Raw genomic sequence first — 12,466 nt, 5'->3', positions numbered from 1 at the left:
TAGGCTGGAGGGGTGAGTTCCCGCGCCGATACGACCAGCCGGAGTTCGGCGTATCGTCTCGCCGGCGTGGCAATCCTGATCATCGCCGCGCTCGTGGCCGTCGTCATCGCCCTCGTCGTCGGAGGTGGCGCTAAGACGCCGCTCCTGCAGGATCCGGGCGCGTTCGTGCTCTGGGGCACGCCGATCGCGAAGCTGCTCATGAACATGGCGGGCGCCGCGATGCTCGGCTCCCTCGTGCTCGCGCTGTTCGCACTGCGCAGCGGCGACAAGTCCTTCGACACCGCTCTCAACGTCGCCTCGATCGGTGCCGCGGTCTTCACGGTCGCCGCAGGGCTGGCCGGGTTCCTCGCGTTCATGTCGGCGTTCAACCCGCAGCTCAGTCTCGAGCGGGAGTTCGGGGCGCAGCTCGGCCGCTTCCTGCTGACGCTGCCGCTCGGCCAGTCGTGGCTCATCACGACCGTGTTCGGCGCGGTGATCACGGTTCTCGCCTTCGCATGGCGCAGCTGGACCACGACCCTGCTCACCGCGATCCTGGCGGCCGCCTCCTTCCTACCGCTGGCCACTCAGGGGCACGCGGGCGACCTCGCCGGCCACAACGTCGCGGTCAACTCGATCCTCCTCCACACGATCGGCGCCGCGGTCTGGCTCGGCGGACTGCTGCTGCTGGTGGTACTCCGCGGTCGACCCGACGTCGACACCCCCCGCGTCGTGGCCCGCTATTCGACCCTCGCGATCGCGGCGTTCGTGGTCGTCGCGGTGTCGGGTGTCGCACGCTCGGTCGTCGCGCTCGGCGACTGGAGCGCGCTGTGGACGCCCTACGGCGTCATCCTGATCGCCAAGGTCGTGCTGCTGGGAGGCATGGGACTGCTCGGTGCCTGGTACCGCGCGCGGCTGATCCCGAAGCTCTCGGGTGAGCGCGCCTCCCGCTGGTTCTGGATGCTGGTCCTGTGCGAGGTCGCACTCATGGGCCTGGCGTCCGGCGCCGCGGCCGCGCTGGCGCGCACCCCTCCGCCGACCGGCGAGGTGGCGTTCGCGCAGACCCCCGCCGAAGTGCTGACGCGCACCGCTCTGCCGCCGGAGTTCACGATCGACCGCTGGTTCACGTCGTGGGACATCGACATCCTGTGGCTGGTCGCCGCCGGATTCGGGCTGTTCTTCTACCTCGCCGGCGTCATCCGCCTGCACGGCCGTGGCGACCGCTGGCCGATCTACCGCACCATCTTCTGGGTGCTGGGCATGCTGATGCTGGTCTGGGTCACCGGAGGTCCGATCAACGCGTACCAGGAGTACCTCTTCAGCGTGCACATGCTCGGGCACATGATGCTGTCGATGGCGATCCCGCTGCTGCTCGTCAGCGGAGCGCCGATCACGCTCGCCCTGCGCGCGATCAACAAGCGGAACGATGGCACCCGTGGCGGCCGCGAGTGGATCATGTGGGCCGTGCACTCGCCGTTCTCCCGGGTGGTCACGCATCCGTTCGTCGCGGCGGCGATCTTCATCCTGTCGCTGTGGGCGTTCTACTTCACCGACCTCGTGCGCTGGTCGATGTACGAGCACCTCGGCCACGAGTGGATGGTCGCGCACTTCCTGATCTCCGGCTACCTGTTCGTCATGAGCCTGATCGGCGCCGACCCGGTGCCGTATCGTCTGCCATACCCCGGCCGCTTGATCACCCTCATCGCCGTCATGGCCATGCACGCCTTCTTCGGCATGGCGATCATGATGCAGGAGGGGCTGATGGTCGCCGACTGGTTCGGGTCGATGGGGCGCACCTGGGGACCCTCGCCGATGGAAGACCAGTACATCGGCGGCGGCATCGCCTGGTCGATCGGCGAGATCCCCACGCTGATCCTCGCGATCACGGTCGCGATCCAGTGGAGCCGCGACGACACGAAGGTGCAGCGCCGCGGAGATCGGCACGCGGACCGCACGGGCGATGCCGAGCTCGAGGAGTACAACGCGAAGCTCGCGGCGCTCGCCGAGCGTGATCGCCGTCAGGCGGAGCGCGCCCGCTGAGCTCAGTCCGCTTCGGGCTCGCCGGGTGATCCGACGCGGATCGATGCGGAGCCGTTCGGCAGGATCACGATCGAGCCGTTGACCTGGAAGGGGACGTCTTCCGCGACGGCCTCGACCGAGCCGTCGAACAGCGACTGGATCTCGACCTCGACGCGCGCCACGGCGTCAGCGGGAGGGATCTGCCACTGCCCGCCGTCCGGGGCGACGGTCACCTGAGGCTGCTGTGCGATCGACCACTTCGGCAGGGAGGCGATTCGGTTGCTGACCTGCAATCCGAACGGGCACGCGGTGGGCTGGAGGACCTCCTGTGACGTGCACTGCGTGAGGAACTCCTCGACGCGCTCCTGCACGACGCCGACGAACTCCTTGGTCGGCGTCGTCTGCACGTCGAGAGGAGTGATCGCGAGCGGGGTGTCGGCGAGGACGCCGATGCCGCTCGCCTCTGCGATCGCCGTGTCGACTGTCACGGAGTACAGACCCGGGGTGAAGACGAGGAGGGACAGCGGATCGAGAGCCTCGGCCTCGGCGCCCGCGGTCGAGATCTGCCGGCGATCCACTTCGAAGCCGTTGACGGCGAACTGGTCGGCGCCGCGGACGGTGAGGTCGACGACGGCCAGCGGGCTGGTCACGAATCGCCAGTTCGGGGTGACGCCCGCCCAGCCGTCCTGGGCGATGAGGAAGGTGGTGGTCCCCTCATGCCCGCCGGCCTGGTAGCTGACGGTCACCGCGGTTCCGCCGTCGACGGGCTTCTCCGCGTCGACGTGCACATCGGTCAGCGGCGACAGAGCGGCGTGACGCAGCATCGCCTCCGATGCCCCCGCATCGACGCCCGCCTGAGCGAGGGTCTCGCGGTCGATCGCGACTCCGGGGATGCGCAGCGCATCGGCCGCCCGTCCCGCCGAGAGCAGGTCCAGGTAGCGGGTGACGAACGCGGACGGGCTGTAGAACTGCTGGTACAGCGTGGCGCCGCCGGCGCCGATGGCGGCGACCAGGAGCAGCCCGATGACGGTCAGCATCGCGAGGTCGACGGCGAGACGGGCGCGCCGAGGCGCCTTCGTCTCCACCTGGTTCATGGCGCCAGTCTAGGAGTGCGTCCTGAGACGATGCCGAGCGTTGCGAGGCGCGGGCGGAAACCGGGCCGTAGCATGGGGGAGCCTCTGCATCCATCCGCTTCCCCGTGAGAGAACCGTGTCGATTCCCGCCCTGTCCGACGAGCAGCATGAGCTGTTCCGTCTCATCGAGGACACCAGCGAGCATGTGTTCATCACCGGACGTGCCGGTACGGGAAAGTCGACACTGCTGCAGTACTTCGCCTGGAACACCAAGAAGCAGATCGCGATCTGCGCGCCCACCGGGGTCGCAGCGCTCAACGTCGAGGGGCAGACGATCCACTCGCTGTTCCGTCTGCCGATCGGCCTGATCGGCGACGGCGACATCGATCAGAACGACGCGACCCGCCGCATCCTGAACGCGATCGAGACCCTCGTGATCGACGAGATCTCGATGGTCAACGCCGACCTGATGGATGCGATCGACCGATCGCTGCGCCAGGCGCGGGGCCGCCGCGGCGAGCCGTTCGGAGGGGTGCAGGTCGTGATGTTCGGCGACCCGTATCAGCTCGCACCCGTGCCTCCGCGCGGCGACGAGGCCCGCTACGTGCAGGACCACTACCGCTCGTTCTGGTTTTTCGATGCGAAGGTGTGGGCGGGCGGCTCAGGGGGGACCGGCTCTTCCGACCAGCAGGGCCTCTTCGAGGTCGACACTCGCGCGAAGTTGCACGTGCGCGAGCTGGTGCAGATCCACCGTCAGTCGGATGACGGCTTCAAGGCCATGCTCAATGCCGTGCGCTACGGAAGGGTCACGGCCGAGATCGCCGGAGTGCTCAACACTCAAGGCGCGCGGAAGCCCCCTGAGCCTGAGCCGGGTGAGGTGCCGATGATCACTCTGGCCACGCGCAACGACATCGTGAACAGCACCAACAGCCGACACCTCGCCGCGCTCGCCGGCAAAGAGCAGACGGCGCGCGCCGAGGTCAGTGGTGACTTCGGACGCGGAGAGGCATCGCTGCCCGCCGAAGCCGAGTTGAAGCTCAAGGTCGGGGCGCAGGTGATGTTCCTCCGCAACGACACCGCCATGTCGGGTGAGCCTCCGCGCTGGGTGAACGGCACGATCGGCACAGTGCTGCGTATTCTCGGCAGTTCGGTGCGCGTCGACATCGACGGCGAGGAGGTCGACGTCGAACCGGCCGTCTGGGAGCGTTTCCGCTACGCGTACGACCAGAACACCAAGAAGCTCAGCCGCGACGTGGTCGCCGAGTTCACGCAGTTCCCGCTGCGGTTGGCGTGGGCCGTGACGATCCACAAGTCCCAGGGCAAGACGTACGAGCGCGCGATCATCGACCTCGGCTCCGGGGCGTTCGCGCCGGGTCAGACCTATGTGGCTCTCAGTCGGCTGACCTCGCTGGAAGGGCTGTACCTGTCGCGCGCGTTGCGTCCGCGCGACATCCGTGTCGACGAGGACGTGCGTCGGTTCATGCGCGACGCCTGGCTGGCGGCGTCCACGCCGGAGATCCCGAAGAGCTGAGGGGGCACAGGGGCGCTTCGACAGGCTCAGCGACCCAGTCCGGTGGGTCCCTGAGCTTGTCGAAGGGCTCGACAGCTCAGGCCGCGGCGCGTGCCCGGTCGAGGTCCTCGAACAGCTCCGTGTTGAACCGGTAGGCGAGCAGGACCTCATCGATCACGCGCTCGCGCTCCGCCTCGTCCCAGGGAGCGGAGTCGAGCTGCTCGCGGTAGACGTCCTTGAACGCGGCGGGGTCGGCGATGTCGTCGAAAAGGTAGAAGCCGATGCCGTTCGTCTCGAAGCCGAAGCGGCGGGCCATCACGCGTCCGATGAAGATGCCGCCCGAGAGGTCGCCGAGGTAGCGGGTGTAGTGGTGTGCGACGAAGCCGCCCGGCCAGGTCGCTCCGACCTGACGGATGCGGTCCACGTACCGCTGCGTCGTCGGCAGTGCGACGATCTGCTCGCGCCAGTCGGCGCCGAGCAGGAACGCGAGGTCGGCCTCGAGCGCAGGAAGGCGGGTGAGCTTGTCGCTGAGGAAGACGGATGCCACCGGGTCCTGGCGCATGCGCTCGCCGACGCCCTCGAGAGCGTCGTAGATGAAGTAGTGCTGCGCCACGAGAGAGATGTAGTCCTCGCGAGAACCCTCGCCCTTGAGGAGGTCGGACATGAAGCCGGCGGTCTCGCTGCGCGAGTGCGATCCGGAGGAACGTTCCCGGAGGGCGGCGGAGAAGGAGAGGATCTCGGACATGACCTCAGTGTAAGGGTTGCCTAAGTAGTCACGAAACCCCGCGACACATGAATTCCCGGTGCGGATCCTCGGGATCAGTCGTGCGGGCGGGGTTCGATGCCCAGCCGCTCGCACGCGGCATCGTAGATCGCGACGACTTCACGGCGCACCGCAGGGCGGTCGGAGATCGGGCCCCCTGGCCACGCCACCGTCAGCTCGGAGGTGATGCCGTCGCGCGTGACATCCCACCGGCCGCCGTCGCCGTCGAAGCCCGTCATCACGGATGCCGTGATCGCGCCGCCGTCTGCCGGGGAGAAGGCGCGGGCGATCAGGAGGTTGTCGTCGGTGTGGTCGCCGTTCATGTGACGCAGCACGGCGGCGGTCACATCGGCATCGAAGGAGTGGGGCACATTCACACCCTATGGCGCTTCGCGCGGGGTGGTCTTTCAGCATCCGCGTTCTAGACTCGGGAGACATCTTCTCGGGGGTACCTTCCATGCAGCTTCTCTCGTCGCGCCGGTGGCGCGCCGCCGCGGCCACTGCGGTCGTGCTCGGTCTCGTCCTCACCGGTTGTACTGCGGAGGACTCCTTCACGTACACGCCGCCCGCTCAGGTCGACGGCGCCCTCCCCGACGACACGGTCGCCGCGATGCAGGCGGCCGTCGACAGTGCGCTGGTCGCCTCGGGTGCCACCGGAGCGATCGTGGGCGTCTGGGTGCCATGGGCCGGCTCCTGGGTGACCGGCATCGGAACGACCGAGAAGGACGGCGCCCCCGTCGACACCGACATGTCGTTCCGCATCGCGGATGTGACCCGTCTGATGACCTGCGATGTGCTCTACGCTCTGGCGGACGAGGGCACCGTCGAGCTCGACGCCCCTGTGCCCGAGTACGTCTCCGGCGTCGCGGACATGAAGGACATCACCCTCCTCGACCTCTGCAACGGCACCAGCGGTGCCGGTTCCTCCGAGGCCACCGTGAAGTCGGCGTGGATGAACACACCGGGGCGGGTGTGGGCTCCGTTGGAGCTCGCCGGCTACGGCCTCGCGCGCGAGCGGATCGCACCGCACACCACGTACCGCGATTCTGATGCGGGCTATCTGCTGCTCGGGCTCGCGCTGGAGCGCGCGTCGGGCATGTCCGCTTCTGAGCTGATCGCGGAGTACGTCACGGAGCCTCTGGGGCTGCCGAACACCTCGCTGCCCGGCGATGCGGCCGCTCCGCCGTCGACCGGACCCGTGTTGAACGGCCACTATCTGAACGCCGTCGAGGGCGGGTACAACTGCGTGGCACCAGCCGACATCACCACGCTGTCGGCGAGCAGCGGGTTCACGGATTCCGGTGTGGTCTCCACCATCACCGACCTCGGCCGCTACGTGCAGGCGGAGGCATCGCAGGTGCTGCGCACGAAGGAGGAACCGAGTCGGTTCGGTTCCCCTCTGCCGGTGAGCGAGACCGCTCCGTCGTGGAACCAGGCGACCGGCGGTGCGATCCTGATCGGATCGATGATCGGTCAGCACGGCTGGACCCCTGGTTACGCGACGGCCGCCTACTCCGATCCCACGACCGGCTTCACCGTGGCGGTCGTGCTCAACGACTCCACGATGGCGGGCAGCATCGCCGCGTACCTCTCGTTCGAGCTCGCCGCGATCGCCTCGAAGGCACCCGCGGCGGAAGGGCAGACCGCCCCCGAGTTCGGGCTGCCGTTCACTGCGGAGCAGTACCACCAGGCGATCGCAGACAATGCGATCACCTGCGTCGCGCCTCCCGCGGAGTGATCCCGGCCCGACCTGCGGCGACGTCCTGAAGGAGCGGCGATGACGATCATCGACAACGCGATCTACGTGGACGGCATCCGCACGGCGAATCCGAAGAGCCTCAGCGAGACCTTCGAGCGGATGCGCGAGCGGCAGGGAATGAGCTGGATCGGTCTGTACCGGCCCAGCGAGGAGGAGATCCGCGAGGTCGCCGACGAGTTCGGCATCCACGCGCTCGTCGTGGAGGATGCACTCGCCGGACATCAGCGTTCCAAGCTCGAGCGCTACGGCGACGTGCTCTTCATGGTGCTGCGCCCTGCGCGATACCTCGACGATGCCGAGGAGGTCGAGTTCGGTGAGGTGCACGTCGTGGTCGGGCCGGACTTCGTCGTGACGATCCGTCATGCCGAATCGCCGGATCTGGGGCGGGTGCGCCGTCGACTCGAGGGCGATTCGGCGCTGCTCGCCCGGGGACCGGAAGCGGTGCTGTACGCGATCCTCGACGAGGTGGTCGACGAGTACGCGCCCGTGCTGGCGGGGCTCGAGAACGACATCGACGAGATCGAGAGCCAGCTGTTCGCGGACGGCGTGGATGCCACCCAGCGCATCTACGAGCTCGGACGCGAGGTCATCGATTTCCAGCGCGCGACCCAGCCGTTGTCAGGGATGCTGGAGGCGTTGCTGCGCGGCTCGGAGAAGTACCTGGTCGACGAGGAGCTGCAGCGGTACCTGCGCGACGTGCTCGACCACACTCTGCGCGTCGCCGACCGGGCGAACACCTTCCGCACGGTGCTGGACAACGCCCTGACGGTGGAGTCGACGATCGTCGCGCGCCGGCAGAACGAGGAGATGCGGCGCATGACCGAGCTGAGCATCCGCCAGAACGACGAGGTCAAGAAGATCTCAGGCTGGGCCGCGATCCTGTTCGCGCCGACGCTGGTCGGAACGATCTACGGCATGAACTTCGACCACATGCCTGAGCTGCACTGGGTGCTGGGGTATCCGATGGCCATCGCGATGATGCTCGCGATGGGCCTCGGGCTGTACGCCGTCTTCAAGCGCAAGGGCTGGCTCTAGCGCCCCTCGGACAGGGGGCGCGGGAGTGGTCAGCCCTCATCGGCGTCGGGCATCCCTGGGCCGGGGCCGGGTCGCACGGCCGCATCCGGGGCGATGTCGATGCGGGTGACGCCGTCGCGCTCGGTCACCTCGATGCGCGGAGCCGCGTCGGCTTCGGTGGCGTCTGGCGCGGCCGTGAGCTGGTCGTGGCGCTTCTCCTCGCTCGTCATCTCGGGCACGGACGTGGTGTCGGCAGAGCTGTCATCGGGTTTCGTCATGGTGCTTCTCCTCGATATCGGGGGTGTGGGTCGTGTTCTCCGCGCGCCGGCGCCCCCAGCGGGCCAGGAGCGAGAGCAGGGCGCCGACCGCGAGCAGGATCGCTCCGAACAACCAGACGATCGGGCGCTGCTGGGTGAGCAGCAGGATGCAGGAGCCGATGCCGAGCACGGGGACGAACGTCCACACTCGGAAATGGTCGTGTTCGACGCGGTCGCGCCGCAGCACCAGCACCGACACGTTCGCGCTCAGGAAGACGAAGAGCAGGAGCAGCACCACCGTCTCGGCGAGCGTGGCCAGGTCGCCGATCAGCGTCAGGCCCATGGCCACCAGCGTGCTGGCCAGGATCGCGACCCAGGGCGTCTTCCGCTTCGGGAGCACACGGGAGAGCACGGCGGGCAGGAGCTTCTGCTCCGACATCCCGTAGGTGAGGCGGCTGACCATGATCATCGTCAGCAGCGCGCCGTTGGCGACCGCGATCAGTGCGATGAGACTGAACAGCCAGGACGGGATGCTCACCCCTGTGGCCTCCACGACGGCGAGCAGCGGACCGCTGGACTCCTGCAGCTCCGCCGCCGGCAGCGCGATCGAGCTCGCGACTCCGACCAGCACGTACACCGCTCCCGCCGTGAACAACGCGGCGAAGAGGGCCCGCGGATAGGTGCGTCGCGGGTCCTTCACCTCTTCGATCATGTTGGCCGACGTCTCGAACCCCACGAAGGAGTAGTACGCGATCACGGCGCCGGCGAGCACCGAGAGCGCGACGCTGGTGCCCTCCGGAGTCTCGGTGACGCGGGAGATGTCGCCCCCGCCGCCGCCGACGAACATCGCCACGACCACGACCACGATGACCAGGCCGCTCAGTTCGATCGCCGTCATCACCAGGTTGGCTCCGAGCGACTCGCGGATGCCGCGGGCGTTCAGCGCCGCCACGACGGCGAGGAATGCGATCGCCACCGGGATCGTCGGAAGATCGACGAAGGTGCTCAGGTAGTCGCCGGCGAAGGCGAGAGCGAGTCCGGCCGCACTCGTCACACCGGCCGCCAGCATGCTGAAGCCGACCAGGAACGACACCAGCGGGCTGCGGAACGCCCGTTCGGCGAAGACGGCGGCGCCTCCGGCCTTCGGATACTTGGTGACGAGCTCCGCGTAGGAGCCTGCGGTGAGCAGGGCGAGCAGCAGGGCCAGCAGCAGCGGTGCCCACAGCATCCCGCCGACCTTCTCGGACAGCACGCCCATGAGCGCGTAGATGCCGGCGCCCAGCACATCGCCGAGGATGAAGGCGAACAGGAGAGGGCCGGTGATCGCCCTGCGCAGCCGGGTGGGGGTCTCCGCGGCGGGAGCGATCTCGGTGGTCATCCGCACACGCTATGTGCGGCGATGCGCGTACGGCGACGGGGTTGACACCGCTCCGAGCGGCTGCAGCGTCGCTCCACGCGCACCCGTTCCGGTGATTCTCCGGGCTCCGTCGCATTCAGCCTTCTCACAGAAAACCCGCGCGTCCCCCGCCTGGCCGCCTCTCGGAGTCGATATATTGTGGTCGCGCGAAAGGCGGGGGAGCCGGCCGAGTGCGCGGGCGATCATGCGTATCGCTCACAACCTCACAAGAAATGAGTTCACTCATGACCGGTACCGCACGCAAGGCGCTCGCCGAAGCGCTGGCGACCTTCCTGTTCGTCCTCGCGATCATCGCCGCCGTCAACAGCGGCAACCCGCTGACTCCGCTGGCCATCGGTTTCACGCTGGCCGTCCTCGTCTACGCGACGGGCCACATCTCGGGTGCGCACCTGAACCCCGCCGTCTCGGTGGGTGTCTTCCTGCGCGGCGGCCTCAGCGTCGCCGACTTCATCGCCTACCTCATCGCCCAGCTCGTCGGTGGCGCACTCGCGGCTCTGGTGAGCCTGACCGTGTGGCCGGCCGGTGAGAAGGCCATGGTCATCGAGGTCGGCCCCGCGTTCCTCGTCGAGGCGCTCTTCACGCTGATCCTCGTCTACGTCGTGCTCAACGTCGCCACCTCGAAGGACACCGCGGGCAACTCGTTCTACGGCCTCGCGATCGGTGGCGTCGTGTTCGTCGGTGCGACCACGGTCGGCTCGATCTCGGGTGGTGGCTTCAACCCGGCCGTCGCGCTCGGCCTCTCGGTCAGCGGGCACTTCGCCTGGAGCTCGCTGTGGCTCTACTTCGTCGCCCCGATCATCGGTGCTGTGATCGCCGCGATCCTGTTCCGCGTGCTCAACACCGAGGACGCGAAGAAGATCGCCGCCGGCGAGTAACTCCTTCGCTCCGGAACGCCGCGCATCCCCGTCCGGGGTACGCGGCGTTCTCGCGTCTGCGGGCCGCTGCGCGTCCGCTATCCGTCGTGCGGGGGATGCGGCCCGCGGACGAGGCGTCGTACCGTGGCGTCATGCTGATCGTCGAAGAGCTCCACCTGCTGCTGCTGCGCCCGGACGGCCGCCGTGAGGCCTCCGCCGCGTCGTACCGCCTGTTCGGCGAGGTCGCTGCGGTGCTCGTCGACCTCACCCTGCACGGCCGGGTGATCGTGACCGAGGGGAAGAGGTCCGTGGTGCAGGTCGTCTCCGCCGAGCCGACCGGGCATCCCGTGCTCGACGCCGTGCTCGCCCGACTGGTCCCGCTGAGCGGCAAGCGCCTGCAGTCGCTGGTGTACTCCACGAAGCTCGACCCCCTCGACGAGGTCATCGCCTCGCTCGCGGCGCAGGGGGTGCTCGTGCGCGGCGAACGGGGCTTCTTCGGGTTGGGCGCGGAGCGCACCCCGGAGTCCGATCCCGGTCCGGAGATGCTGTTGCGCTCGCGACTCGCCGCGGTCATCGCCGGTACCGCGGCACCCTCTGAGGCGGACCTCACGCTGCTCGCCATCCTGCAGGGTCTCAACGCCGCCCACCCGCTGCTTCGTCAGGAGGCCGGGGGGCTCTCGGCCGGCCAGCTGCGCACGCGGATCGAAGCGCTCACGACCGGCTCGGCCGCGGGCGGTGTCGTCTCCTCGGCTGTGAGCTCCGCGATCGCCGCGACCATGATGGCGGTCATGACCCCGGTGATCGTCGCGACCACGATCTCCTGAGTGCTCGCCATCGCGGTTGTGCCGTCACGCCCCCGATGCCGTGGTGATCACGATCTTGCCGGTCGCATGCCCGGCGATGGAGCGCGCATAGGCCTCGCGCACGCTTCCCAGCTGGTGCACCGAGTCGATGGGCAGTTCGATCGCGCGATCGGCGAGCAGCTGGGCGACGATCGCGAGTTCGCGGGGGCCGGCGGCGGCGCCTCCCACCCCGGCGATCGGATGCCGCTGCCGTGCCTCGTAGTCTGCGACCGAGTTGATGCGTTCCGGGACGACTCCGAGGGCGAGTCCCAGATCGACCGTGCCGTGCCCGACCGTGTCGAACACGACGGTGAGCCCCTCGGGCGCTGCGGCACGCAGGTGATCGAGCAACGTGTCGTCGTAGGCCAGCGGGTGGATGCCGAGCCGACGCAGCAGCGCATGATGGCGAGGGCTCGCAGTGCCGAAGACGCGGGCCCCGGTGCGGGCGGCGAGCTGCGCGGTGAGGATGCCGACGCCGCCGGCCGCACCGCTGACCAGCACCACGTCGTCAGCGGTGAGATGCTGCGACTCGACGCTCGCGTATGCCGTGCGCCCGACCACGTTCAGCGATCCGGCCACGAGGAGCGACAGCCCCTGCGGCACACGCACCAGCAGGCGGGGATCGATCACCAGGTGGTCGGCCTGCGCGTGATAGCGGAGTCCACCGAACACCCGGTCGCCGACGCGCCAGCCCGCGACCTCGGCGCCGGTCGCGGCGATCGTGCCCGCGAAGTCGTAGCCGTTGCCTGAGGGGAGGCTGCGCTCGTAGGAATCGTGCAGCGGCTGCCCGCTGAACAGCTTCCAGTCGACCGGGTTCACCCCGGCCGCGGCCACCCGCACGAGCACCTCGTCGGGCGCCGGCACGGGGATCGGGCGCAGCTCGACCTCGAGCACCTCCGGCCCGCCGAAGCGGCGGAACACCACGCGGCGAGAGACGGCATCCGGTTGGGCGGCGATCATGCGCTCAGCATAGGAGGCCGGG

General features: G+C 68.7%; 12 protein-coding genes. 6 read left to right on the top strand and 6 right to left on the bottom strand.

The genetic code is table 11. The features are described from left to right. The first annotated feature begins 12 nt into the window (after nucleotides 1-12). Nucleotides 13-2,016 (top strand): cytochrome c oxidase assembly protein, encoded by a 2,004-nt coding sequence (locus tag MRBLWO12_RS14505; RefSeq protein WP_363556666.1) that lies wholly within the window; start codon nucleotides 13-15, stop codon nucleotides 2,014-2,016. A gap of 2 nt (nucleotides 2,017-2,018) precedes the next feature. Here MRBLWO12_RS14505 and MRBLWO12_RS14500 read toward each other — a convergent pair whose 3' ends face one another. Continuing rightward, a complete protein-coding gene (locus MRBLWO12_RS14500) occupies nucleotides 2,019-3,089 on the bottom strand; it encodes a hypothetical protein (RefSeq protein ID WP_363556664.1) in 1,071 nt (356 codons plus the stop codon). A 115-nt stretch (nucleotides 3,090-3,204) separates the two neighbouring features. Here MRBLWO12_RS14500 and MRBLWO12_RS14495 point away from each other — a divergent pair, with 115 nt between their 5' ends. Continuing rightward, nucleotides 3,205-4,599 carry an ATP-dependent DNA helicase gene (locus tag MRBLWO12_RS14495; RefSeq protein WP_363556662.1) on the top strand — a complete coding sequence of 465 codons (1,395 nt, stop codon included), beginning with the start codon at nucleotides 3,205-3,207 and terminating at the stop codon, nucleotides 4,597-4,599. 76 nt (nucleotides 4,600-4,675) lie between these two features. Here the strand turns inward: MRBLWO12_RS14495 and MRBLWO12_RS14490 are convergent, their stop codons facing one another. Together MRBLWO12_RS14490 and MRBLWO12_RS14485 are read right to left on the bottom strand one after the other, a co-directional pair. Beyond that, nucleotides 4,676-5,323 carry a heme oxygenase (biliverdin-producing) gene (locus MRBLWO12_RS14490; RefSeq protein ID WP_363556660.1) on the bottom strand — a complete coding sequence of 216 codons (648 nt, stop codon included), beginning with the start codon at nucleotides 5,321-5,323 and terminating at the stop codon, nucleotides 4,676-4,678. Between the two features lie 74 nt (nucleotides 5,324-5,397). Beyond that, nucleotides 5,398-5,712 carry a DUF2470 domain-containing protein gene (locus MRBLWO12_RS14485; RefSeq protein WP_363556658.1) on the bottom strand — a complete coding sequence of 105 codons (315 nt, stop codon included), beginning with the start codon at nucleotides 5,710-5,712 and terminating at the stop codon, nucleotides 5,398-5,400. A gap of 86 nt (nucleotides 5,713-5,798) precedes the next feature. Between MRBLWO12_RS14485 and MRBLWO12_RS14480 the strand changes: the two genes are divergently transcribed. Together MRBLWO12_RS14480 and corA are read left to right on the top strand one after the other, a co-directional pair. Continuing rightward, the gene (locus MRBLWO12_RS14480) at nucleotides 5,799-7,079 is read left to right on the top strand and encodes a serine hydrolase domain-containing protein (protein ID WP_363556656.1); all 1,281 of its coding nucleotides are present in this window, start codon (nucleotides 5,799-5,801) and stop codon (nucleotides 7,077-7,079) included. A 39-nt stretch (nucleotides 7,080-7,118) separates the two neighbouring features. Continuing rightward, complete coding sequence (gene corA / locus MRBLWO12_RS14475) at nucleotides 7,119-8,135, top strand: magnesium/cobalt transporter CorA (RefSeq protein ID WP_363556654.1); 1,017 nt, start codon at nucleotides 7,119-7,121, stop codon at nucleotides 8,133-8,135. 29 nt (nucleotides 8,136-8,164) lie between these two features. On the opposite strand, the gene MRBLWO12_RS14470 is transcribed toward corA, so the two are convergent. After that, nucleotides 8,165-8,392, bottom strand: coding sequence for a multidrug transporter (locus tag MRBLWO12_RS14470; RefSeq protein ID WP_363556652.1), 228 nt, complete (start codon nucleotides 8,390-8,392; stop codon nucleotides 8,165-8,167). Then, a complete protein-coding gene (locus MRBLWO12_RS14465) occupies nucleotides 8,376-9,749 on the bottom strand; it encodes an APC family permease (protein ID WP_363556650.1) in 1,374 nt (457 codons plus the stop codon). The genes MRBLWO12_RS14470 and MRBLWO12_RS14465 overlap by 17 nt, the downstream gene beginning before the upstream one ends. 263 nt (nucleotides 9,750-10,012) lie before the next feature. Between MRBLWO12_RS14465 and MRBLWO12_RS14460 the strand changes: the two genes are divergently transcribed. Together MRBLWO12_RS14460 and MRBLWO12_RS14455 are read left to right on the top strand one after the other, a co-directional pair. Next, entirely contained in the window at nucleotides 10,013-10,663 is a 651-nt protein-coding gene (locus tag MRBLWO12_RS14460; RefSeq protein ID WP_363556648.1) for an MIP/aquaporin family protein, read from the top strand. Between the two features lie 131 nt (nucleotides 10,664-10,794). Then, on the top strand, nucleotides 10,795-11,466 hold the full coding sequence (locus MRBLWO12_RS14455; protein ID WP_363556646.1) for a GOLPH3/VPS74 family protein: 672 nt from the start codon (nucleotides 10,795-10,797) through the stop codon (nucleotides 11,464-11,466). A 24-nt stretch (nucleotides 11,467-11,490) separates the two neighbouring features. Here MRBLWO12_RS14455 and MRBLWO12_RS14450 read toward each other — a convergent pair whose 3' ends face one another. Then, nucleotides 11,491-12,444, bottom strand: a complete 954-nt coding sequence (locus tag MRBLWO12_RS14450; RefSeq protein WP_363556644.1) for an NADP-dependent oxidoreductase — start codon at nucleotides 12,442-12,444, stop codon at nucleotides 11,491-11,493. Nucleotides 12,445-12,466 lie beyond the last annotated feature (22 nt).

The sequence above is a fragment of the Microbacterium sp. LWO12-1.2 genome, from assembly GCF_040675875.1.
Taxonomy (GTDB): domain Bacteria; phylum Actinomycetota; class Actinomycetes; order Actinomycetales; family Microbacteriaceae; genus Microbacterium.
Note: the sequence above shows the minus strand (reverse complement) of the source record. Positions and strands in the feature narration are given on the sequence as shown.